At 35.5% G+C, this 21,807-nt stretch carries 26 protein-coding genes; 15 read left to right on the top strand and 11 right to left on the bottom strand.

Translation table 11 applies throughout. The annotated features are described in order from the left end of the window. Window positions 1-46: 46 nt before the first annotated feature. The 9 genes from SIB89_RS06740 to SIB89_RS06700 all read right to left on the bottom strand — a co-directional run bounded on the left by SIB89_RS06740 (window position 47) and on the right by SIB89_RS06700 (window position 6,392). Window positions 47-484 (bottom strand): hypothetical protein, encoded by a 438-nt coding sequence (locus SIB89_RS06740; RefSeq protein WP_412561633.1) that lies wholly within the window; start codon window positions 482-484, stop codon window positions 47-49. A gap of 42 nt (window positions 485-526) precedes the next feature. After that, on the bottom strand, window positions 527-1,174 hold the full coding sequence (locus SIB89_RS06735) for a DUF2459 domain-containing protein (protein WP_412561632.1): 648 nt from the start codon (window positions 1,172-1,174) through the stop codon (window positions 527-529). 23 nt (window positions 1,175-1,197) lie between these two features. Further along, window positions 1,198-1,638, bottom strand: a complete 441-nt coding sequence (locus SIB89_RS06730) for an SRPBCC family protein (RefSeq protein WP_412561631.1) — start codon at window positions 1,636-1,638, stop codon at window positions 1,198-1,200. A 68-nt stretch (window positions 1,639-1,706) separates the two neighbouring features. Continuing rightward, a complete protein-coding gene (locus SIB89_RS06725; protein ID WP_412561630.1) occupies window positions 1,707-2,357 on the bottom strand; it encodes an SGNH/GDSL hydrolase family protein in 651 nt (216 codons plus the stop codon). Further along, a complete protein-coding gene (locus SIB89_RS06720) occupies window positions 2,344-2,946 on the bottom strand; it encodes a hypothetical protein (RefSeq protein WP_412561629.1) in 603 nt (200 codons plus the stop codon). Before SIB89_RS06720 ends, SIB89_RS06725 begins: the two co-directional genes overlap by 14 nt. Continuing rightward, window positions 2,943-3,446 (bottom strand): nuclear transport factor 2 family protein, encoded by a 504-nt coding sequence (locus SIB89_RS06715; protein WP_412561628.1) that lies wholly within the window; start codon window positions 3,444-3,446, stop codon window positions 2,943-2,945. Before SIB89_RS06715 ends, SIB89_RS06720 begins: the two co-directional genes overlap by 4 nt. Before the next feature lie 102 nt (window positions 3,447-3,548). Then, window positions 3,549-4,316, bottom strand: a complete 768-nt coding sequence (locus SIB89_RS06710) for a hypothetical protein (RefSeq protein WP_412561627.1) — start codon at window positions 4,314-4,316, stop codon at window positions 3,549-3,551. 226 nt (window positions 4,317-4,542) lie between these two features. Beyond that, entirely contained in the window at window positions 4,543-5,478 is a 936-nt protein-coding gene (locus SIB89_RS06705; RefSeq protein ID WP_412561626.1) for a hypothetical protein, read from the bottom strand. Between the two features lie 188 nt (window positions 5,479-5,666). After that, window positions 5,667-6,392, bottom strand: coding sequence for a hypothetical protein (locus SIB89_RS06700; protein WP_412561625.1), 726 nt, complete (start codon window positions 6,390-6,392; stop codon window positions 5,667-5,669). 189 nt (window positions 6,393-6,581) lie between these two features. On the opposite strand from SIB89_RS06700, the gene SIB89_RS06695 reads away from it, so the two are divergent. Beyond that, window positions 6,582-7,196, top strand: coding sequence for a DUF4230 domain-containing protein (locus SIB89_RS06695; protein WP_412561624.1), 615 nt, complete (start codon window positions 6,582-6,584; stop codon window positions 7,194-7,196). Here SIB89_RS06695 and SIB89_RS06690 read toward each other — a convergent pair. Further along, complete coding sequence (locus tag SIB89_RS06690) at window positions 7,191-7,496, bottom strand: rhodanese-like domain-containing protein (RefSeq protein WP_412561623.1); 306 nt, start codon at window positions 7,494-7,496, stop codon at window positions 7,191-7,193. The two genes, SIB89_RS06695 and SIB89_RS06690, sit on opposite strands and share 6 nt — an antisense overlap. Before the next feature lie 46 nt (window positions 7,497-7,542). Between SIB89_RS06690 and SIB89_RS06685 the strand changes: the two genes are divergently transcribed. The 14 genes from SIB89_RS06685 to SIB89_RS06620 all read left to right on the top strand — a co-directional run bounded on the left by SIB89_RS06685 (window position 7,543) and on the right by SIB89_RS06620 (window position 21,126). Further along, a complete protein-coding gene (locus tag SIB89_RS06685) occupies window positions 7,543-8,112 on the top strand; it encodes a TetR/AcrR family transcriptional regulator (protein ID WP_412561622.1) in 570 nt (189 codons plus the stop codon). A 68-nt stretch (window positions 8,113-8,180) separates the two neighbouring features. Further along, on the top strand, window positions 8,181-9,254 hold the full coding sequence (locus SIB89_RS06680; RefSeq protein WP_412561621.1) for a 2Fe-2S iron-sulfur cluster-binding protein: 1,074 nt from the start codon (window positions 8,181-8,183) through the stop codon (window positions 9,252-9,254). Between the two features lie 73 nt (window positions 9,255-9,327). Then, the gene (paaA, locus tag SIB89_RS06675) at window positions 9,328-10,284 is read left to right on the top strand and encodes a 1,2-phenylacetyl-CoA epoxidase subunit PaaA (RefSeq protein ID WP_412561620.1); all 957 of its coding nucleotides are present in this window, start codon (window positions 9,328-9,330) and stop codon (window positions 10,282-10,284) included. Window positions 10,285-10,295: 11 nt separating this feature from the next. After that, window positions 10,296-10,583, top strand: coding sequence for a 1,2-phenylacetyl-CoA epoxidase subunit PaaB (gene paaB / locus SIB89_RS06670; RefSeq protein WP_155090090.1), 288 nt, complete (start codon window positions 10,296-10,298; stop codon window positions 10,581-10,583). A 59-nt stretch (window positions 10,584-10,642) separates the two neighbouring features. Continuing rightward, window positions 10,643-11,398 carry a 1,2-phenylacetyl-CoA epoxidase subunit PaaC gene (paaC, locus tag SIB89_RS06665; protein ID WP_412561619.1) on the top strand — a complete coding sequence of 252 codons (756 nt, stop codon included), beginning with the start codon at window positions 10,643-10,645 and terminating at the stop codon, window positions 11,396-11,398. A gap of 93 nt (window positions 11,399-11,491) precedes the next feature. Continuing rightward, window positions 11,492-11,992: a 1,2-phenylacetyl-CoA epoxidase subunit PaaD gene (paaD, locus tag SIB89_RS06660; protein ID WP_273288923.1), complete on the top strand. Its 501-nt coding sequence runs from the start codon at window positions 11,492-11,494 to the stop codon at window positions 11,990-11,992. Between the two features lie 83 nt (window positions 11,993-12,075). Next, window positions 12,076-12,858 carry an enoyl-CoA hydratase-related protein gene (locus SIB89_RS06655; RefSeq protein WP_412561618.1) on the top strand — a complete coding sequence of 261 codons (783 nt, stop codon included), beginning with the start codon at window positions 12,076-12,078 and terminating at the stop codon, window positions 12,856-12,858. 43 nt (window positions 12,859-12,901) lie between these two features. After that, complete coding sequence (locus SIB89_RS06650; RefSeq protein WP_412561617.1) at window positions 12,902-13,837, top strand: threonine/serine dehydratase; 936 nt, start codon at window positions 12,902-12,904, stop codon at window positions 13,835-13,837. A gap of 62 nt (window positions 13,838-13,899) precedes the next feature. Next, the gene (locus SIB89_RS06645) at window positions 13,900-15,075 is read left to right on the top strand and encodes a 3-hydroxyacyl-CoA dehydrogenase NAD-binding domain-containing protein (protein ID WP_412561616.1); all 1,176 of its coding nucleotides are present in this window, start codon (window positions 13,900-13,902) and stop codon (window positions 15,073-15,075) included. A 76-nt stretch (window positions 15,076-15,151) separates the two neighbouring features. Beyond that, complete coding sequence (locus SIB89_RS06640) at window positions 15,152-15,559, top strand: PaaI family thioesterase (RefSeq protein ID WP_412561615.1); 408 nt, start codon at window positions 15,152-15,154, stop codon at window positions 15,557-15,559. A gap of 68 nt (window positions 15,560-15,627) precedes the next feature. Continuing rightward, on the top strand, window positions 15,628-16,836 hold the full coding sequence (gene pcaF, locus SIB89_RS06635; protein ID WP_412561614.1) for a 3-oxoadipyl-CoA thiolase: 1,209 nt from the start codon (window positions 15,628-15,630) through the stop codon (window positions 16,834-16,836). Window positions 16,837-17,067: 231 nt separating this feature from the next. Continuing rightward, a complete protein-coding gene (gene paaZ / locus SIB89_RS06630; protein WP_412561613.1) occupies window positions 17,068-19,605 on the top strand; it encodes a phenylacetic acid degradation bifunctional protein PaaZ in 2,538 nt (845 codons plus the stop codon). Between the two features lie 90 nt (window positions 19,606-19,695). Beyond that, the gene (locus tag SIB89_RS06625; RefSeq protein WP_412561612.1) at window positions 19,696-20,448 is read left to right on the top strand and encodes an enoyl-CoA hydratase/isomerase family protein; all 753 of its coding nucleotides are present in this window, start codon (window positions 19,696-19,698) and stop codon (window positions 20,446-20,448) included. Window positions 20,449-20,529: 81 nt separating this feature from the next. Further along, on the top strand, window positions 20,530-21,126 hold the full coding sequence (locus SIB89_RS06620; protein WP_412561611.1) for a transferase hexapeptide repeat family protein: 597 nt from the start codon (window positions 20,530-20,532) through the stop codon (window positions 21,124-21,126). 75 nt (window positions 21,127-21,201) lie between these two features. On the opposite strand, the gene SIB89_RS06615 is transcribed toward SIB89_RS06620, so the two are convergent. Further along, on the bottom strand, window positions 21,202-21,675 hold the full coding sequence (locus SIB89_RS06615; RefSeq protein WP_273288915.1) for an Lrp/AsnC family transcriptional regulator: 474 nt from the start codon (window positions 21,673-21,675) through the stop codon (window positions 21,202-21,204). Between the last annotated feature and the right edge of the window lie 132 nt (window positions 21,676-21,807).

The raw sequence follows: 21,807 nt of genomic DNA, 5'->3' as shown, positions 1-21,807 counted from the left end.
GTTACAAATATTAGTACGAATTTGCTAGGTTGAATTATGTATAATCTTAGCTGCAATTATTTTTAATCTTTTCTAACGCTTTAGGAAATGTACTCTTCATAAAACCCAAATGCTCATCCATGACATCTACTTCAACCATAAGTGTGTTACTGTCCTTTCCTTCTGCAAGTCTGTAAATTTCAGAAGCTCCAGACCATATCTTTGTTTCGTCATCTATGGGTTGTTCCTTGCCGTTTACTACAGTTCCGATATGCTTAAATTGTATAACTTCATTAGGAACGTGTTTTTCAACAATACTATAGATGCCACTTTTATCTGGTGCGAGAAATAGTACTGTACTGCCTTCTTTCCAATTATCGGTTACGGCATAAGAACCCTCGAAAAAGACACTAACCCAATCGCGATATAAACTGTCATCCCAGAGTGCATTCCATATTTTGTTTTTTTCTGCTTTAATATCTATTGAGAAGTGTAGTCTGTTCATTGTTGTTTGATTGGTAAACCATAGCCATTTGGGTTATAGTTCTTATTTGTACTTGTTTAATAATCCAAAGTCAAAAGGCGTCCATAGGCAAGATTTTAGTCCACTTTCCTTAAATCCTGTATTTACCCAGCTGTTGCAAGTATTAAAACAAGAATAGTTGCCATTGGCCTTGTAAAAATCATCGATTGGTGAATAGCCTTTATCTTTTAGCATAATCTTTGTGCCGTCTGTTTTGGTTTTAAAAGTTTTAAGTAAATATGAATTGAGTTTTTGTAGCTCTGCGTCATTCACTTTTATTTCTACCCAGTCTGTTCGTTGTTTTTTATATCGTGTTACGTGAACTAGTGTTGTGCTTTTTAAAAACATCGCTCTAGTGGCATTACTAAGGGTTAAATCTCCCCAAGTAGGTGTGTTGATGTAGAAATTCTCATCTCCCCAACCAAATGATAAATAGTTTTCGTTTTGAGAATGTCTAATTCCAGATAAGACTAAACTATCTATATGTTTTACAGGTATAATAATATCCAAATGAACACCATTTGTGCCCAAAAATATGGTCTTATCGGCACTTGCAGCAATTTCATTTCGGTCTATTGTTATTAATGTCAGAATCAAAGAAATTAATAGGTAACTTAGAGGGATGAGTAAAAGGTAGAGAACCCATTTAAATATTTTCTTTGTTGCTCTCATGTGAGGACTTTAGTGTTTTTTACTTAATTCTTCTCAGCGAAAGCCTTAAACTGTTTCAGCCATTTTTCAGCTGGTTTTTTATACATGCTCGGAAAAAGAATGGCGATAAGTTTTGGCATTACCCAATCAATGCGCGTGTACTCATACTCATATTCGTAACGAGTTTGGTTATCACTTAGTGCAGTAAAATTACATTTCATGGTGTTGTCCATATGTTTATGATGGTAATGGGCTTCAAATGTGTGCGGTAATTCGTTTTTGGTTATGGTTTCAGTTAACTCCATGTCATGTTTGCCATGTTTGTAGTACATCTTGGCAATGGCTCCCGTTTGCCCTTCATCACCACTTACATGTACCTTTTTTATAAACCCATCTTGATATTCCTTAAGGTTATTTGGGTCTGCGAAAAGCTCAGTAACTTTATCTAACGACTGGTTAATGTCTATAAATCCTTTTTGTTTCATTTGGCTGATGTTTTAATAGTCAAAATCCCGTTCTATTTCAATTCCATTAGAGTTATAAAGATATTATATTATTTGTTGAACAAATAGTTTACAATAACTTCAGCAGCTTTTTGACTTCCTTTTAATGAGGGATGAAAACCGTCATTAGAGTAATAATCGAAATTCTCTGTTGTGTCAAAATAAGCTTTCCAAACTTCACCAACAGGAAGCAAAATGGCATTATTTAATCGTGATGCTTCCCTGTGGTTTTTAATAACACCATCAAAAGTTTTGTAATAGGTCAGTGAAGGCCAAACCATAAAATAGCACAATTGTGCACCATTTTCTTTGGACAAGTCATTGTACTTTTTGCCATAATTAATCAAAATATCTTTACCGAAATCTTGGGAAGAAGGCCCTTGTTGTACAATAACAAAGTCATATTGTTTTGTTTCTATTTCTTTTTGAACTTTTCCATCGTTCCAATGATCCATCAAGGCATAGTTTGGAAAAGCTATCATTTTGGTTTCAATGGTTATGCCTTTTTCCTTAGCTGACGTTTCTACGAGCTTAGGAAGATTATTAGTATAAGTAAGGCTATTACCAACAAATAGAATTCTACTAGGATTCTTTTGAATTGTTCTTGTTGATTTGGATTTGCCAGCTAAAGAACAACCACAAAAAGCACTAAAAATGAAAAGTACACAGATGATATTTTTTATGCTACTAATCCGAGGCACTGTCTGTATTGGGATTTTTTACCTCTATTGTAATAAAGCAAACCAATGTACTGTCCTTAGCACGTTTTAGATCTGCTAAAAAGTGTTGGTCGCTTCCATTAATGAAATTTCTGCCCATAGTACCAGTATATTGATTGAAGTTAATGTCATAGGCTTCTGGTTTGGCTCCAAAAACAGACGTGTGGATATGACGATTGTTTTCCGAACTTCCATAATCTCCTGGTAAGATAGTTTCTATATAAATTCTACCTTCCATGTTTGTATATGCATCACCACTGAGTCTTGCGGAAGATTCATCTCCATTATCTACAGGTTCATAGTCTCCTTCATTATTGGTATGATAAAATCTCACTTTTTGATTTGGTAAATAATCCTTATTGGCTTTGTTCACAAAAGTGGCACAAACCAAAAGTTTTTCTCCAGGTTCATCGTTATCTGTAATGTGTAGTTGGTGGCGACCATCTAATTGTTGAAATTGACTTAAAGTTGCATTTTCAGAATCAGATGTTTCGGAAATAGTTGGGTCAGGACCACATTGCAAAAGCAAAAGGCAGAAAACGAGAATGGGTATGTGTTTTAACGCTTTCATTCTTCAATAGGTTTGTTTGTAGATGTAACACAATCAATTTTCCATTGGTCTCCGTACTTTTTGTAAATAGCGGTCCAAGCAAAATGTGTTTGACCTTCCGTGGGATTTCCGTTTTCATCTTTATGGGAAACGGCAACTATTTTATCTACAATAGTATAGGCCATTGAACCATCATCTGAAAATTTAATAATAGGATCAGACACATCGTCCCATTTTAAAAACTCTACACTTGAAAAATAACCATGATATCTAGAAATGGTTTTGTCTTTTTTTGGGGAGCTTATCTCGCCTCTATTTACTGAAATGAAATTTTTGGAAAGTTGATTGGCAAATGCAATGGAATCTTTATTAAAATGATAATCGCGTTGGGCATTGTGCATTTTTAAAATTTCCTCTTTTTCTGAATCAAAATCTACTTTTTTCTGGTCATGGCAAGACGAAAATGTAAATGCAACTAAAGCGAAAATTGAAAATAGCTTTAACACTGTTTTAGCTTTCATAATTTGGTTATACTTAGTGCAACTAAGTTAACCAAAAGCTAAAAATTTGCGCTTTATTTGACAAAACTTTGTGATTTGCTGTTAAAGAGTCTAGGATTTCTACTATTGCAGCGCAATTAGATTTTTAGTGGAAGTATAGTAAGGTGCTACATTAAAAAAGTCTGATGATGTAGAGTTGATATAGTTTGGGTCTGCAACTTGATTTTTCATAAACTCAGAAGAATTATAGACTTCCCATACCGTCAATTTATTTCGTTTTCCGAAATCAGTTTTTGCATCTAGCTTGTTTTTTGAAATCATTTTTTCGGCGACATTCTCACTGACTAATTTCATGCTTTTATAAGAATTACTTCCATTACAAACCTCAAGAACTATCCAATAAAATTTTTGCTTTTTGTTGACAGGTTTTTTTCTCTTTGATCCTGTTAAAAGGAATTCAACACTAATTTTCGGCGAGTTTTTTATAACGTTAAATTCTTCATCTAGCATCATTCCGTTACCTTCAATAATATCATCTTTATTGTGAGCATTATCAGTATCTTTCTCTAAATTTTGGTGCTTTATGATATGCATTTCTACAATTTTATCCACTAATTGTACATCTACCACAAATTTACCTTCAGGCAAATCTTCTAACGGTATTAGAGAATGAAAATCCTCTATCTCGAAAGTTTCTTCATAATCTTCATTATAAATATCAACTTTAACAATTTTGCTTTCACAGATGAGATTTAAGCTATCTCTACTCTCATTAAGGCTGTGTTTGAGTTCTTTAACTTTTGGATTAAAGTTTTTTAGTAACGTTACATTTTGGCCATAACCTATAAGTGTTGAAGCCAACATAAGCAGTGTGTATATTTTAATAGCCATAATATTCACAATTTAGATTTGAGGGTATGTAATCTTCAGACTTAAATCAAAAAAAATGACTTAGCTGTATTATAAAGTTAAAATGATACTAATGAGGTAGACTATTTTTAAGATGTCTTACATTTTTTTTAGTTGATTCGCTTTCAATTACGATGTAAAGCAGAAAAAAGAGATTATTATAACCTAAAATACAAGCATTTAACAGCGAAATTTACCGTTAAAGAATTCATTTTGCTGAGGAGTAATAAGGAGATACGTCAAAAAGGTTGGACACTGCAGAATTGATATAGTCTGGGTTTTCAGCTTGCTTTTGCATAAACTTAACCGTGTCATATACTTCCCAAACCGTTAATTTATTTAGTTTCCCCTGATTTGTTTTGCTTTCAATTTTGTGCTTAGCGATTATCCTATCAATCTCACTTTGAGAGACCAATTTCATGCTCTTTCTAGATGTAGTTCCGCTATTTACAATATGGGCAATCCAGAAAACTTTTTCGCTGGTATTAGGTTTTTTGGCTTTCCAGTTTAACATACCGGACAAACTGGTTTTTGGTTTGGGTTGCAGATTGGTGTTACCTTCATTAAGCACAACAGAATCAATGATTTCAATTTCTTCTTTCTCAATTATTGGTTCTTGTTCATTAACTAATGTAAGTTTAATTTCAGGCTTAGGTATGGTGACTGTGATAATATCTAGATTTAATTGTTCAGAAAACTCTGGAAGTACATCTAATGTTACTAGGCGTATATTTTGAAGGGATTTAACAATTGGTAAATCTATGGCTTTTGGTCTCGCCTTAGCTATTTCAATAGGTTTTACTTCAATAGGTTTTGCTTTTATGGTGTCGTGTCTCTGTAAGGTAATTAATATGCGCTTGTCAATCATCTTAGCCTGTACAACCAACCTTCCTAAGGGTGTTCCGTGTAATGGAATTTTAACTTCGTTGCTGCCAACTTGGACAAGTTTTTCATAATGCTGATTAAAAATCTCTACGCTGTAGATCGTTCTTTCACTTTGTAGTATTAGACTATCTCCAACTTTATTCAAGCTGTGCTTTAATTCTTTAGCCCTGTAATTGATATTTTGTAATAGCGTAGATTTCTGGCCGTATGTAAGCATAGCCAAAGACGTAAAAACTAATAGCAGAAAGTTTTTAAGCATCAAAAAATGGATTAATTGAATATCGCTAAATAAATTTGAGGAAAAGCAATATTGTAATTAACTAAAATACAGTATTGTACATAATGTAAATTAAAACTTAAGATACATTGCATTTTTTTTAGCTGAGTAGCTATACTGCTCGTTGTAATGCAGAAAAACGGGATTTAAAAGCAGTGTTTTCTATTGGTCTATTGAACAATAACATCGTGATTTGGTGAAACGTAATACGGGTCAACATTAAAGAATTTTGATTTAGATGTGTTGAAATATTTAGGGTTTCTCAATTGTTTGCGCATAAATTTTGAAGTATTATAAACTTCGTAAACAATTAACTTATTGTTCTTACCAATTTCAGTATTTAATTCTAGTTTGTTTTTTGAGATCATTTCAGATACAACTTCCTTGCGCTCTAAACTCATAGACTTATAGGACCCAGAGCCGCTATTGCTTTCATATACAACCCAGTAACTTACAACAGGTTTCTTTTCAGGTTTTGTTGTTGTCGTTTTTGGGCTCTCTAATTTTTTTTCCTCAAGAATGGTTGAGGCAATTGTAGGCTCGTCGCTCACATTGAGCTCAGTCTTTTCTTTAAAAAATTCATGTCTTTCAAGATACATTACAATGCGTTTTCTGTCTAACCTCGCCTGAACAATAAATTTCCCCAAAGGTAGAGTGCTAAGGTCAATTTTGGTTTCATTGCCGTTTACATCAATGCTTTTCATATAATCATCATTGAAAATATCTACTTGGCTGATGGTTTTTTCACTCCTTAAGGTTAAGCTATCACCTTTTTTATTAAGTATTTGCTCCAACCCTTTAGCTCTTTTATTTGCGTTTTTTTGGAATGTTGTTTTTTGCCCATAAATACATACAGAAAATAAAGTAAATGCTAGGATACAGAAGTTTTTAATCATCTTAAATTTCTTTGTAAGCAAATGAAACTGTAATTTAATACAAAATACTTAGAGTTAAACCTGTCGATTAACTCTATGTGATCAATTGTTAATTCATATGGTTGTTGTCTGTTGACAGAATAATAGAAAAATAAACAATTCAAATAGTGCGTTAGGTGCATTTACAACTTTAAATATTTAAATTAGCATATGCGAAAAATATTATTTGGAGTCATTATAACATTAGTTGTTTTGTTCACGTTCAAATATTGTGGTGATAGAAAAGAGGATAAAATTATTCTTCAAGAAAACACGGCTTTAATACAAGAGCAAATTAAAAACGTAGGTAAGCTTGTAGTTACCGAAGGGCATTTTAGTGAGGTGTTCAGCTATAAAAATTCCAAAGCGCTTTTTGGTAATTTTATTGAAGCGGAAAAGAAAGCGCTTGTAGTTGTTAATGCAGATGTTACCATTGCCTACGATTTGAGTAGAATTGAATACCAAATTGATGAAGCCACCAAAACATTACGGATTTTAAGTATTCCAAAGGAAGAAATAAAAATAAGTCCAGATTTTGAATATTACGACATACAAGCAGATTTTTTAAATCAGTTTGAAGCAAACGATTACAACGAAATAAAAGAAACCGTCAATACCTCTTTGATGAAAAAAATTGAAGCTTCTGATCTAAAATCAAACGCAAAGAATAGGTTAATAAGTGAGCTTGCTAAATTCTACATTCTCACAAATTCTTTAGGCTGGACATTAGAGTATAATGAAAACCCGATTAGGTCACCAGAGGCATTTCAAGACATAAAATTATAGTTTATTCTTTAAATTCACCCAACCACCACCATTGGTTGCTTCGATATTGTGTAGATTTAAAAACTTGGCAGCCTTGGCAGAACGTACACCACTAGCGCAACATGCAATAATGGGTTTGTTAAGTTTTTTTACTTCTTCAACTCTGTCATTTAATTCGTCAATTGGAATATGAATAGAGTTTTCGATATGCGCAGCATCCCATTCACGTTGACTTCTGACATCTAAAATAACAGCTCCGTTTTCTAAAAATTCTTCAACTCGACGCTTCTTGGCGCCAAAAATAAAATCTAAAAATCCCATAGGTTCTTTTTGTTTAAATTTACGAATAATAAAAGACTATAGTTTTTTGAAACAAGAAACACGTAAAGAAGAAATTATAAGAGTAGCTGCAAAACTTTTTAAAGAAAAGGGATATAGTGCAGTAACTATGAGAGACCTTGCTTCAGAAATGGGAATTAAAGCAGCGAGTCTTTATAACCATATTAATTCTAAGCAAGACTTATTAGATACTATCATAATCTCTTTAGCAGAAGAGTTTACTGAAGGTATGCATATTATTCAATCTTCTAGGGAGAATTGCATTGGGAAGTTGAAGCAAATTATACAATTGCATGTAAGGATATCTAGTCAGAACATTTATGGGATGGCGTCATTAAATAATGATTGGATGCATCTTAAAACAAAGCGCGATTATTATAAGAAATTACGTATAGATTATGAGGACGATTTTAGGGGCATTCTTAAAGAAGGAATTGCATCTGGAGAGATTGTAGATGTTAACCCAGAAGTTATGATGTTTTCTATATTAACAACACTTAGATCACTTTACATTTGGATTCCAAAAAAGGAAGATTTAAACCTTGAGGAATTGTCTAGTACACTCAATCAAATTTTGATAGATGGAATTAACAAATAATTTAGATTAAATTTCTTAACTTTGTCATGTAAACTAACAATTGTTAGTTTGTTAATCTTTAACATGAAATGGCAGAATTTCACAATTTAAGAGTTGCAGATATATATAAAGAAACTGAGGATACTTCAGTGGTGACTTTTGATGTTCCTTCGGAATTGAAGGAAGAATTTAAGTTTAGACAAGGTCAGCATTTAACCCTCAGAGCATATATTAATAACGAAGATGTTAGGCGTTCATATTCATTATGCTCATGCCCAACGGAAAGTAAATGGCAAGTTGCCGTAAAGAAAATTCCAGGAGGGAAATTTTCAACCTTTGTTAATTCAGAATTAAAAGCAGGAGATACACTAGAAGTGATGGCACCAAGCGGAACTTTTGGTGTGGATTGCAATCCAGATAAAGCTAAAAACTATCTGTTTTTTGCTGCTGGAAGTGGTATAACACCTGTTTTGTCAATGATAAAGGCACATTTAAAAGCAGAACCTAATTCTACATGCAAGCTTTTTTATGTGAATAAGACAGCTAAATCCATTATCTTTAAAGAAGAACTAGAGCAACTGAGAAATACCTACTTCGGTAGACTTGAAATATATTACTTCCTAACTAAAGAGCGTCGGGATATAGAGTTGTTCAATGGTCGTTTTGATGATGAAAAAATGCAGGTTTTAACAAAGACATTCATAGATATTCCAGATACAAGTGAAGTCTTTTTGTGCGGACCAGAGCAAATGGTAGAATATGTGAGCAACTATTTAATAGAGGCAGGTTTGCCGAAAGAATTTGTGCATTTTGAGTTGTTCGTAAAAGGACTGTCAGATGAAGACATAAAACGAGCTGAGCGTTTAGCGCAGCAAAATGTAGAAGGAACTGAAGTTACCATAGTAGATGGCGGTAAGGAGTTTTCTTTTACAATGACCAAAGAATACGACAATATTTTGGATGCAGCACTTGGAGCTGGAGCAGATTTACCATTTGCATGCAAAGGAGGCGTATGTAGTACATGTAAATGTGAAGTCAAAGATGGCTCAGTAGAAATGAAAATAAACTATGCTTTAGACGATAAAGAAGTGTCGCAAAACTTAGTTTTAAGTTGCCAAGCCGTACCAACATCAGATAAAGTAGTGGTCGATTTTGACGTTTAAAATATATTGAAAAAAGGAAAAATAAGTTTCACTAGCTAAAAGCGAAGAGCTAATAGCCAAAAAGCTAAAAGAAATGAGTGATGAACAAATAAAAAATCTCGAAGTACAATTTGAAGCACGTATAGCACGTGACGAAAAAATTGAACCTAAAGATTGGATGCCAGAGAAGTATCGCCAAACCCATATTCGTCAAATGTCTCAGCATGCGCATTCTGAAATTGTAGGTATGCTGCCAGAAGGCAATTGGATTACAAGAGCACCTTCCTTAAGAAGAAAAGTAGCGTTATTAGCTAAAGTACAGGATGAAGCCGGTCATGGATTATACTTGTACTCAGCAACTGAAACTCTTGGCATTTCTAGAGACGAAATGTATGAGCAATTGCACACAGGTAAAGCAAAATATTCTTCAATATTCAATTATCCAACTATTACATGGGCAGATATGGGAGCTATAGGCTGGTTAGTAGATGGAGCTGCAATTATCAATCAAGTACCATTGTGTAATACGTCTTATGGACCTTATGCTCGTGCGATGATTCGTGTGTGTAAGGAAGAAAGTTTCCACCAACGTCAAGGTTTTGAAATCATGTTAAAACTATGTAATGGTACACCAGAGCAAAAAGAAATGGCTCAAGATGCCTTAAACCGATGGTGGTGGCCAAGCTTAATGATGCTAGGGCCAACAGATGCGGAATCTATTCATACGGAACAATCTATGAAATGGAAATTAAAACGTAAGTCTAATGACGATTTACGTCAGCAATTTATAGACCAAACAGTTCCACAAGCAGACATTTTAGGACTTACAATACCAGACCCAGATCTAAAATGGAATGAAGAACGAGGAAGTTATGATTTTGGAGAAATCGATTGGGATGAATTTTGGCAGGTAGTTAAAGGTCACGGTCCTATGAATAGAGAAAGAATGAAGGCAAGAGTCGGAGCATGGGAACGCGGAGAATGGGTTAGAGATGCAGCAATGGCTTATGCAGAAAAGAAACAAAACAGAAAAGAAAAACAAGCAGTTTAAATAATAATATTATGTCAACAAAAAACTGGCCACTTTGGGAAATCTTCGTTAGAAGTAAAAACGGATTAGAACACAGGCATTGTGGAAGCCTACACGCTACAGATGCAGAAATGGCACTAGAAAATGCGCGAGATGTTTATACTAGAAGGAATGAAGGTGTTAGCATTTGGGTTGTAGAGTCTAAAAATATCACAGCCTCAAATCCAGAAAACAATGGAGAATTATTTGAACCTGCACAAGACAAGGTCTATCGTCACCCAACATTTTATGATTTACCAGACGAAGTAAAGCATATGTGATAAATCTTTGATTTGTCATCCTGAAGTGGTTTCAGGATCTCATCAAGAAATATATTAAGATGAAAAACGAAAACTTATACAATTATATCCTTGGAATAGCAGATAATAGCCTAATTCTCGGACAAAGAATGGGAGAGTTGTGTGGTCATGGACCAACATTGGAAACCGATATTGCCTGTACTAATATATCTTTGGATTTATTTGGGCAAGTACGCAGCTATTTCCAATATGCCAGTAAGATTGCTGGTGATGGTAGAACGGAAGATGATATTGCCATGCTACGTAAAGAGAGAGAATACATCAATGTTTTACTTGTAGAACAACCAAATACTGATTTTGCATACACTATGGCACGTCAGTTTTTATTCGACGTATATCATTTAGCCTTTTTAGTAGAATTACAAAAGAGTGCGGATTTAACACTATCTGCTATTGCTAACAAAAGCATCAAAGAAGTGAGCTATCACGAGCGTTTCTCATCAGATTGGGTAAAGCGTTTAGGTGATGGTACAGAAGAAAGCAATACCAAAATGCAAGAAGCGATTGATGCATTGTGGACCTATACTGATGAATTATTCCATCAAACTGAAGTTGATAAAGCTATGGTTGCAGAAGGTATTGGCGTAGATGTCACTAAATTAAAAGATAGCTATTATAGACAAGTCAGTGCACTTTTAGAAGAAGCAACACTTCAAGTGCCTGAGTCTAAATACTTTCAAAAAGGAGGTAAAGAAGGTATTCATACAGAGCATTTAGGGTATATGTTAGCTGAATTACAATACATGCAACGCACTTACCCAAACATGGAATGGTGATAAATTTTTGATTTGTCATCCTGAACTTGTTTCAGGATCTCATCAATTGAAATTAAGTGTTACTCTGAGCGCAGTCGAAGAGTCTCAATACATATGACAACAACAGAACAAGACATAGACAAAAAACTAATTCCAATTTTGGAAGGCGTTTCTGATCCAGAAATTCCGGTACTATCCATAATGGATATGGGAGTCGTGCGTTCTGCTGTGATAAAAGATAACACGGTAAAGGTCCAAATTACACCAACCTACAGTGGCTGCCCTGCCATGGATGTTATTGGTGATGATATAAAAGCGGCTTTAAAAGAAGCAGGGTATAATTCAGAAATCGAATTAATCTTGCATCCAGCTTGGACGACCGATTGGATTACACCTAGAGGACGAAAAGCATTAGAAGAATACGGAATAGCAGCACCTTTAGATGCAGAAGCAGATAAAGATGTTTTATTAAATGGAAAACGAATTGTAAAATGTACTAATTGTGGTTCGCAAAACACGAGATTGGTAAGTCAGTTTGGTTCAACAGCGTGCAAAGCACAATTTCAGTGTGAAGATTGTCAAGAACCGTTTGATTATTTTAAGTGTTTAAAATAATAACGTCATTCCGAGCGAAGTGAAGGAATTTCTTGGTGAGATTGCCGCGTCCTTCGTCCTCGCAATGACAATTAAATATTAAGATGAAAGAAAGTATACTACTAAAAATAGAAAACAAAGTAGCCACAATAACACTTAATAGACCTGAAGTGTTCAACAGCTTCAACCGTGAAATGGCATTAACTCTTCAAGATATCCTAGATGATTGCGAAGCTAATTCTGAAGTAAGAGCAATTGTCTTAACAGGAAATGGAAAAGCATTCTGCGCAGGTCAAGATTTAAAAGAGGTGACTTCCCCAGAATTAAACCCAGGATTCAAAAAAATTCTTGAAGAACATTATAATCCAATCATCACAAGAATCAGAAACATTAAAAAACCAATCATCGGAGCTATTAATGGAGTAGCAGCAGGTGCAGGAGCTAATATTGCATTAGCTTGTGATATTGTCGTTGCGCACGAAAAAGTAAGTTTTATTCAAGCTTTCAGCTTAATCGGATTAGTGCCAGATAGTGCTGGTACATTCTTTTTGCCGCGCTTAATTGGTTTTCAAAAAGCACAAGCATTGGCAATGTTAGGAGATAAAATTTCAGCTGAAGACGCAGAAAAAATGGGAATGATATATAAATCAGTTCCTTTAGAAGAGTTTGAAGAAACATTATCTAAACTAGCAATTAAACTGGCCAATATGCCAACAAAAGCATTAGGTCTTATTAAAGAGTTATTTAATATGTCAATGACAAATACTTTGGAGGATCAGTTGGCATTAGAATCAAAATTACAAATAGAAGCAGCAAGCAGTAATGACTACGCAGAGGGAGTTGCAGCATTTATAGAAAAACGTAAACCTAATTTTAAAGGGAATTGACAGTTTATTGTCATCCTGAACTCGTTTCAGGATCTCATTACATATGAATAAACAAACCCTCATACAAACACAAAACCGAATAAAACCATTTATTCACCAAACACCTGTGCTAACATCACAATTGTTAAATGAAAAAGCTGGTTGTAATTTGTTTTTTAAGTGTGAGAACTTTCAAAAAATGGGTGCGTTTAAAATGCGAGGTGCAACCAATGCTATACTGTCGTTATCAGAAGATGAAAGACAAAAAGGAGTAGTCACACATTCGTCTGGTAATTTTGCACAAGCAGTTTCATTAGCAGCACAAAAATTAGGTGTAAAAGCCTATATCGTTATGCCAGAAAGCGCACCTCAAGTAAAAAAAGATGGTGTAAGAACTTATGAAGGTGAAATTATAGAATGTGAATCAACACTGCAAGCGAGAGAAGCTACAGCCAATAAAATTAGAGAAGAAGAAGGTGCGTCATTTCTGCATCCATCAAATCAAGATGAGGTGATTTACGGCAACAGTACAGCTGCTATGGAGCTGTTAGAAGAACAACCAAATTTGGATGTCATTTTAGTGCCAATTGGTGGTGGCGGACTTATAGCAGGTACAGCTTTAGCAGCATATTATTTTTCAAAAAATTGTAAAGTCATTGGTGGTGAACCGATAGAAGCTGATGATGCTTATCGTTCTTTAGCTTCGGGTAAAATTGAAACTAATAAGGGAGCAAACACCATAGCGGATGGGTTGAGAACACATTTGGGAAATAGAAATTTTCCAATTATAAAAAAGCATGTCGATAAGATTATTCGTGTTGAAGAAGATGAAATTATAAATACGATGCAACTCATTTGGGAGCGTATGAAGGTGTTAGTAGAACCATCAAGTGCTGTACCTTTTGCAGCAGTATTAAAAAATAAAGAAGAATTTAAAAATAAAAACGTCGGAATCATTTTATCTGGCGGAAATGTAGATGTGACAAACCTTCCCTTCTGATTAATTGAAGGATTGTCCCCTTGACGGGACTTTAGGGGTGTTTTCAAAATGAAAAATAAAACATGAACGTAGGAATCATAGGAAGCGGAACAATGGGAAGCGGCATCGCTCAAGTAGCGGCTACTGCAGGTTGTTCTGTAAAATTATATGACACTAGTCAAGCAGCATTAGATAAGGCTAAAGCAAGTCTCGAAAAAATATTGAAGAGACTCATTGAAAAAGGACGTATTGATAGTAATGAAAAATCTAGAATTCAATCGAATATTTCTTATGTCGATAACTTAAAAGATTTATCAGATTCAAACCTAACCATTGAAGCGATTATTGAAAATCTTGACATCAAACAAAAGGTGTTTTCAGAATTAGAAAGCTACGTGGCAGATGATTGTATCATTGCATCAAACACATCGAGTTTATCAATTGCATCTATCGCAGCCTCATTGCAAAAACCAGAACGTTGCATCGGAATTCATTTTTTCAATCCAGCACCATTAATGAAATTGGTTGAGGTAATTCCTGCGATTCAAACATCAAAAGAAGTATTAGAAAAATCTATTCAAACAATTAAGAATTGGAAAAAAACAGTTGCCGTTGCAAAAGATACACCTGGATTTATAGTGAATCGTGTTGCAAGACCATTTTACGGTGAATCATTAAGAATCTATGAAGAAGGTATAGCCGATTTTGCAACCATTGATCACAGCTTAAAAACACTAGGTGGTTTCAGAATGGGACCTTTCGAGTTGATGGATTTTATAGGTAATGATGTCAATTACACAGTAACTGAAACCGTATTCACAGCCTTTTATTTCGATCCAAGATACAAGCCAGCATTTACGCAAAAACGATTTGCAGAAGCAGGGTATTTAGGTCGTAAATCTGGAAAAGGGTATTACGATTATGACGAAAATGGAAAGAAGATTGAAAGTAATGCTGTCACTCTGAGCGCAGTCGAAGAGTCTCTAAAAGAACAAATTTTCAATCGCGTATTAGTCATGCTAATCAACGAAGCGGCAGACGCCTTGTTTTTAAACATCGCATCCGCAGAAGACATTGACAATGCCATGACCAAAGGCGTTAATTACCCAAATGGATTATTAGCTTGGGCAGACGAAAAAGGCATCGATTGGTGCGTGAGCAAAATGGATGAATTGTATAACGAATATCACGAAGATAGATATCGTTGCAGTCCACTGTTGCGAAAAATGAATAAAGACAATAAAACATTTTTTAACTAAAATGTCATTCAGAGCGAAGCGAAGAATCTCTCGATGAGATTGCCACGTCCTTCGTCCTCGCAATGACAAAATAAATATGAAAGGAGAACAAATCCCACATAAAATGTTAAGTCAAGATGCTTACAGCACTTGGCTCGGAATTGAAATCCTAGAATGTGAAATCGGACGATGTAAAGTCGGAATGACCATTAGAAAAGAAATGCTCAACAGCATGAACAAAGCACATGGTGGAATCAGTTATTCATTAGCAGATACAGCATTTGGTTTTGCGGCAAATACGCATGGTAAATATGCAGTTTCTATAGAAACGAGTATTAACCATATTGAAGCATTAAATGAAGGCGATTTTCTGGTTGCTGAATCTGTGATTGAAAAAGTAAATAACAAATTAGGGTTTAATATCATCGAGGTAAAAAGAGGCGAAGAATTAGTAGCGCTTTTTAAAGGCGTTGTATATAGAACTCAAAAAGATTGGGAAGAATAAAATGAATTTAAGGTTTACGAATTCAGATTTGGAATCGTAATTCGTAAATTAAAAAGCGTAAATCAAAAATGGAAGCATATATAATAGACGGAATTAGAACACCAATAGGAAATTACAAAGGCACATTATCTGCAGTTCGCACAGACGATTTGGGAGCCATTGTTATTGAAGAAATTGTAAAAAGAAACCCAAACATCCCAAAAGAAGCGTATGATGACGTCATAATGGGTTGTGCCAACCAAGCAGGAGAAGATAACCGTAATGTGGCGAGAATGTCTGCATTATTAGCTGGACTACCATTTACAGTTCCTGGCGAAACGGTAAACAGACTTTGCAGTTCGGGCTTGTCTGCAATCATACATGCGAATAGGGCAATTAAGACAGGTGATGGTGACCTTTTTATTTCTGGTGGAGTTGAAAATATGACGCGTGGACCATACGTTATTGCAAAACCATCAAGTGCTTTTGGTAACGATTCCAAAATGTACGATTCCAGTTTCGGATGGAGATTCGTTAATCCAAAAATGCACAAAATTTACGGAACCGATGGTATGGGAGTGACTGCCGAAAATTTAGTAGAAAAATATAATATCTCAAGAGAAGATCAGGATAAGTTCGCTTATTGGAGCCAAATGAAAGCGACTAAAGCGCAAGAAAACGGAAGGCTGGCTAAGGAAATTGTAACGGTTGAAATTCCACAACGCAAAAAGGACCCAATTAAATTTTCTGAAGATGAATTTATTAAACCTAATACCTCATTAGAAGTTTTAGGTAAATTAAGAGCAGCCTTTAAAAAAGAAGGCGGAAGCGTAACGGCTGGAAATTCATCAGGTTTAAACGATGGTGCAGCAGCTACAATTGTTGCTTCAGAAGACGCAGTAAAAAAATACAATCTAAAACCATTAGCAAGAATCGTAAGCTCGGCAGTGGTTGGAGTAGAGCCTAGAATTATGGGCATCGGTCCGGTAGAAGCTTCAAATAAAGCACTCAAAAAAGCAGGCTTGACTTTGGATGATATCGATATCATCGAGCTTAACGAAGCTTTTGCTGCACAGGCATTGGCATGTACACGAGAATGGGGACTTGCAGATGATGACCCAAGGTTAAATCCAAATGGTGGATCTATTGCGATTGGTCATCCACTTGGAGTCACTGGAGCAAGACTAGCATATTCCGCAGCTTTAGAGTTGCAAGAGCAAAACAAGCGCTATGCATTAGTAACTATGTGTGTTGGTGTAGGTCAAGGATATGCTGCTATTATTGAACGAGTAGAATAGAAAATAGACCGCTACGCTCATAGAATATAGAATATAGATAGCAAGAGGTGGTCGTTGAAATGCAGAATATAAAAATCAAATCGTTAAGAATTTCTGAAGCCTTGGAAGAAATTTAGATTTTATTTTTGGTTTTCAAGCTCGATTAGAGATTGAAAAATTCCTCATTTCAACTTGAATTTTTGGTTCGTTTTGTTTCAAGACAAAATGAACATAAATAAAAACAAATACGAAATGAATAAAATACCGCATTATATATTAGGTTCATGGACAACAGGAAAAGAAGAAGGAACACCAATTTTGGATGCAGTCACTGGCGAAGCCTTTACAAGCGTTGCAATTGAAGGTCTCGACATTCCTGAAATCCTGAACTACGGAAGAACAAAAGGAGGAGAAAAGCTTCGTAAAATGACCTTTCAAGAGCGTGGAAATATGCTAAAAAAGTTAGCATTATATCTTACCAAAAGAAAGGATTCATTTTACGACTTAAGTTACAGAACTGGAGCAACCAAAGTAGATAGTTGGATAGATATTGAAGGTGGTTTTGGCAACCTATTTGCCAATGCATCCTTACGAAAATTGTTTCCAAACCAACCCTTTCACGTGGAAGGCGATCCAATCGATTTATCGCGTGGTGGACGCTTTATGGCGCATCATATTATGGTGCCTAAACGAGGAGTCGCAGTACACATCAACGCTTTCAATTTCCCGGTTTGGGGCATGTTAGAAAAATGTGCAGTAAACTGGATGGCAGGAGTGCCTGCGGTTGTTTTGCCTGCGCCTTCATCGTCTTATCTAGCCGAAGCTGTAGCAAGAACAATTATCGATTCAAAAATATTGCCAGAAGGTGCACTTCAAATAATTAACGGGACCGTTAAAAACATATTAGATACGGTCGGATCCCAAGATGTTGTAACCTTTACAGGTTCTGCCTCAACAGGTCGATTGCTAAAAGCACATTCAAGGTTAATTGAGGAATCCGTGCCATTCACTATGGAAGCAGATTCGCTAAATGCATCAATTTTAGGAGAAGATGCTAAACCTGGTACACCGGAATTCGACCTGTTCATTAAAGAGGTTCGAAAGGAAATGAGCGTAAAATGTGGACAAAAGTGTACCGCAATCCGAAGAGTTATCGTTCCAGAAAATTTAGTTGAAGACGTTCAAATTCACTTAGGAAAAGCACTGGATAAAGTCACAATCGGAGACCCAAGGTTGAAAGAAGTTAGAATGGGTTCTTTGGTCAGCCGTCAGCAAGTTGAAGCCGTAAGGGACTCAGTAAATGATTTAGCAAAAGAAGCTCAAATCGTTTATGGAGATTTAGATAAAATTGAAACCATTGGAGCGGATGCCAAAAAAGGTGCGTTTATTAGTCCGATATTATTACGAGCAGATCATCCATTTCAAAATACAATTATTCACGAGCGCGAAGCATTCGGACCTGTAAGTACTATAATGCCTTATAAGAATTTGGATGAAGCCATTCAATTGGCGCAAATGGGTAAAGGCTCGTTAGTATCTTCAATTGCTACAAATGACGATAAAATTGCTAAGGAATACACCATAAATGCAGCATCGCATCATGGACGAATTTTAGTGATTAATCGTGAAATGGCGAAGCAAAGTACAGGTCACGGTTCACCATTACCATATTTGGTGCATGGTGGTCCAGGACGAGCTGGTGGTGGAGAAGAAATGGGAGGAATGCGAGGTATTAAGCATTATTTGCAACGTACAGCTATTCAAGGTTCGCCGACAACCATTACTGAAATTACTGGCATTTATCAACAAAACGCAAAGTATAAAAAAGCAGAACAACATCCCTTTCAATATCACTGGGAAGATATTGAACCGGGAATGTCGCTCAAAACGCATAAGCGTACCTTAACGGATACTGATATCATAAATTTTGCAAATCTCACTTGGGACCATTTTTATGCCCATACAGATATTACATCTTTAGATGGCAGTATTTTTGAAAAGAGAACGGCCCACGGCTATTTCATTATTTCGGCTGCAGCAGGTTTGTTTGTATATCCGAATAAAGGTCCTGTCGCTGCAAATTATGGCTTGGACAGTATTCGGTTTTTAAGACCACTATATCATAACGACACGATATATGTACGTCTGACGTGTAAAGAAAAAGTAGATAGAGACGTAGCATCAACAGAGCATCCAAGCGGAATCGTAAAATGGCATGTCGAAGTCTTTGATGCTAATTTTGAAAACAGACCAGAAAGCGAAAAAACTGAAAAAGATAGCCCTTTAGTTGCTGTCGCAACCATATTAACTATGGTTCAGAAAAAACAGGAAACGTTTGTAGAAATGACTGACGAGAAAATAGATGAATTGCTATCAAAGTTGAAGTCAGACATGAAACCAGAATGGGGAATCATGACACCACAACACATGGTTGAGCATCTGGAATACACTTACAAAATCGCTTCGGGAGAAATTCAAGATTTTGATGTGAATACACCAGAAAAGATTTTGGAAAAAGTACACGCAAGTTTATATAATTACGATAAGTTTCCTAAGAACAGTCAGTTTCCTCTATTAGAAAAAGACACTTTAGATGAATTGAGGCATGCCGATTTAGAAACGGCAATTGAAAAGTTCAAAGAACAACGCAAAAAATATATAGAGTATTTTAAAGAGAACCCTGGAGCTATATTAAACAATATGGTATTCGGAGAAATGAATAAATATGAATGGTATTTGTTAGAGCGTAAGCATCTTAATCACCATTTTGGACAATTCGGATTAATATAGTTTTGTCATTCCTGCGAAGGCAGGAGTCCACAGTAGAATAAAAATTAAAATAGATTCCTGCCTTCGCAGGAATGACAGTAAAAGAAAAACATGAGTGACCCATACGTAAAACAAACCATAGAAAACGAAGTAGCATACATAGAATTTTTCCACCCAGCACACAATTCCTTACCTGGAGATGTTTTGGCAGAATTAGCCCAAACTATAAAAGATGCAGGAACTAACGACGATATAAAAGTCATCGTCCTAAAAAGTGGAGGAGATAGAACATTCTGTGCAGGAGCAAGTTTTAAAGAGTTGATAAATATAAATGATGCATCCACGGGAAAAGTCTTCTTTTCAGGATTTGCTAATGTGATTAATGCGATGCGCAAATGTCCAAAATTCATAATCGGTCGTATCCAAGGAAAAACCGTTGGAGGCGGAGTAGGATTAGCGGCTTCAACCGATTATTGTATGGCTACAAAATTCGCAGCCATAAAATTAAGCGAATTGAATATTGGCATCGGACCATTCGTCGTAGGCCCAGCCATAGAACGCAAAATGGGATTAAGCGCGATGTCGCAAATTGCTATTGATGCGAACTCTTTTTATCCACCAGAATGGGCAAAACAAAAAGGACTGTTCACACAGGTTTATGAGAGTACTGATGAGCTGGATGAAGCTGTAAAAACAACAGCAGAGCATTTATGTACCTACAACCCTGAAGCCATGAAAGAAATGAAGAAAATTTTCTGGAAGGGTACTGAAGATTGGGACAAACTATTAGCTGAGCGTGCAGAAACGAGCGGAAGATTGGTGCTTTCTGAATTTACGAAAGAGAAATTGAAAACCTATAAATAAGAACGTCATTGCGAGGAAGAAGGACGTGGCAATCTCATGATGAGATTCTTCGCTTTGCTCTGAATGACATATTCAAAAAATATGATTTATTCATTTAAAGGCTACACACCAGTTGTACACAAAAGCAGTTTTGTTCACCCATTGGCTGCCGTCACTGGAAACGTCATCATCGGCAAAAACTGTTACATTGGTCCTGGAGCTGCAATTCGTGGAGATTGGGGACAAATCATTCTAGAAGATGGTGTCAATGTACAAGAAAATTGTACCATACATATGTTCCCTGGTAAGTCAATCGTCTTAAAGGAAAGTGCGCATGTTGGCCATGGAGCCATAATTCATGGAGCAAATTTGGGCAGAAATTGTTTAATTGGAATGAATTCGGTAATTATGGATGATGCAGAAATTGGAGATGAAAGTATAGTAGGAGCTATGGCATTTGTAAAGGCAGAAACTATAATTCCGAAGCGAAGTTTAGTAGTTGGAAATCCAGCAAAAGTGATAAAACAAGTGAGCGACGAAATGATTGAATGGAAAACAAAAGGAACTGAACTCTATCAACAATTGCCCAAGGATTGTCATGAGTCATTGAGAGCAGTTGAACCGATAAGAGAAGTACCTGAAAATATGAAAGTTCAAGGAGATGTTTATAAAACGCTTCGAGAAACTTTTAAAAAATAGTATGTCATTCAGAGCGAAGCGAAGAATCTCATCATGAGATTGCCACGTCCTTCGTCCTCGCAATGACATTTCAATTTATATCCTACTCAAATCAATTTCATTGGTTTCTTTACCAGTTGAAAGTGTAATCAAACTCTGCACATTACCTAAGTAAGGAAGTAGAGTCAATTTAGAAATAATAAATGTTTCGTAAGCTTCAATATCTTCCACAATAAGTTTGAGTAAATAATCAAAATTTCCACTAACACGATGGCATTCTACAATCTCCGGAAAATTGTTGATCTCGGTTACAAATTTTTCTAGATAACTTCTCGTATGACCTTGCAGTGTAATACCAATAAATACAGTTAGTTTAATCCCGATTTTTTTATTATCGAGAACAGCAACGTACTTTTTAATATAACCTTCTTTTTCTAACTTCTTAATACGCTCAAAAACTGGTGAAGTGGTCATGCCTAATTCCACGGCAATGCTTTTAGTAGTTCGATTACTATTCTTTTGAAGAATAGCCAGGATTTGAGTGTCAATTTTATCTAAAGAATGTGCCATCAGAAAATTATATTTTATAACTGCTTAAACACAAACATATAAAGAATAAAATTCTTATAAAAGCGTAATATAAAGAATATATTGCTTTTATAACTTAATAATTAAGTTATTAACAATTTAAAATGCTATAAT

Source organism: Winogradskyella sp. MIT101101, assembly GCF_047126865.1.
GTDB lineage: Bacteria > Bacteroidota > Bacteroidia > Flavobacteriales > Flavobacteriaceae > Winogradskyella > Winogradskyella ouciana.
The sequence above is the reverse complement of the archived record's forward strand: the minus strand, read 5'-3'. Positions and strand labels throughout refer to the sequence as shown.

Bases quoted from the DNA above. Each gene is read 5' to 3' on its own strand.
- SIB89_RS06615 (WP_273288915.1), bottom strand. From the start codon at position 21,675: ATGGCACATTCTTTAGATAAAATTGACACTCAAATCCTGGCTATTCTT.
- paaC (WP_412561619.1), top strand. From the start codon at position 10,643: ATGAAAAACGAAAACTTATACAATTATATCCTTGGAATAGCAGATAAT.
- paaA (WP_412561620.1), top strand. From the start codon at position 9,328: ATGAGTGATGAACAAATAAAAAATCTCGAAGTACAATTTGAAGCACGT.
- paaZ (WP_412561613.1), top strand. From the start codon at position 17,068: ATGAATAAAATACCGCATTATATATTAGGTTCATGGACAACAGGAAAA.
- paaB (WP_155090090.1), top strand. From the start codon at position 10,296: ATGTCAACAAAAAACTGGCCACTTTGGGAAATCTTCGTTAGAAGTAAA.
- SIB89_RS06620 (WP_412561611.1), top strand. From the start codon at position 20,530: ATGATTTATTCATTTAAAGGCTACACACCAGTTGTACACAAAAGCAGT.
- SIB89_RS06680 (WP_412561621.1), top strand. From the start codon at position 8,181: ATGGCAGAATTTCACAATTTAAGAGTTGCAGATATATATAAAGAAACT.
- SIB89_RS06720 (WP_412561629.1), bottom strand. From the start codon at position 2,946: ATGAAAGCGTTAAAACACATACCCATTCTCGTTTTCTGCCTTTTGCTT.
- SIB89_RS06715 (WP_412561628.1), bottom strand. From the start codon at position 3,446: ATGAAAGCTAAAACAGTGTTAAAGCTATTTTCAATTTTCGCTTTAGTT.
- SIB89_RS06640 (WP_412561615.1), top strand. From the start codon at position 15,152: ATGAAAGGAGAACAAATCCCACATAAAATGTTAAGTCAAGATGCTTAC.
- SIB89_RS06710 (WP_412561627.1), bottom strand. From the start codon at position 4,316: ATGGCTATTAAAATATACACACTGCTTATGTTGGCTTCAACACTTATA.
- SIB89_RS06730 (WP_412561631.1), bottom strand. From the start codon at position 1,638: ATGAAACAAAAAGGATTTATAGACATTAACCAGTCGTTAGATAAAGTT.
- SIB89_RS06705 (WP_412561626.1), bottom strand. From the start codon at position 5,478: ATGCTTAAAAACTTTCTGCTATTAGTTTTTACGTCTTTGGCTATGCTT.
- SIB89_RS06655 (WP_412561618.1), top strand. From the start codon at position 12,076: ATGAAAGAAAGTATACTACTAAAAATAGAAAACAAAGTAGCCACAATA.
- SIB89_RS06625 (WP_412561612.1), top strand. From the start codon at position 19,696: ATGAGTGACCCATACGTAAAACAAACCATAGAAAACGAAGTAGCATAC.
- pcaF (WP_412561614.1), top strand. From the start codon at position 15,628: ATGGAAGCATATATAATAGACGGAATTAGAACACCAATAGGAAATTAC.
- SIB89_RS06740 (WP_412561633.1), bottom strand. From the start codon at position 484: ATGAACAGACTACACTTCTCAATAGATATTAAAGCAGAAAAAAACAAA.
- SIB89_RS06650 (WP_412561617.1), top strand. From the start codon at position 12,902: ATGAATAAACAAACCCTCATACAAACACAAAACCGAATAAAACCATTT.
- SIB89_RS06695 (WP_412561624.1), top strand. From the start codon at position 6,582: ATGCGAAAAATATTATTTGGAGTCATTATAACATTAGTTGTTTTGTTC.
- paaD (WP_273288923.1), top strand. From the start codon at position 11,492: ATGACAACAACAGAACAAGACATAGACAAAAAACTAATTCCAATTTTG.
- SIB89_RS06735 (WP_412561632.1), bottom strand. From the start codon at position 1,174: ATGAGAGCAACAAAGAAAATATTTAAATGGGTTCTCTACCTTTTACTC.
- SIB89_RS06700 (WP_412561625.1), bottom strand. From the start codon at position 6,392: ATGATTAAAAACTTCTGTATCCTAGCATTTACTTTATTTTCTGTATGT.
- SIB89_RS06645 (WP_412561616.1), top strand. From the start codon at position 13,900: ATGAACGTAGGAATCATAGGAAGCGGAACAATGGGAAGCGGCATCGCT.
- SIB89_RS06690 (WP_412561623.1), bottom strand. From the start codon at position 7,496: ATGGGATTTTTAGATTTTATTTTTGGCGCCAAGAAGCGTCGAGTTGAA.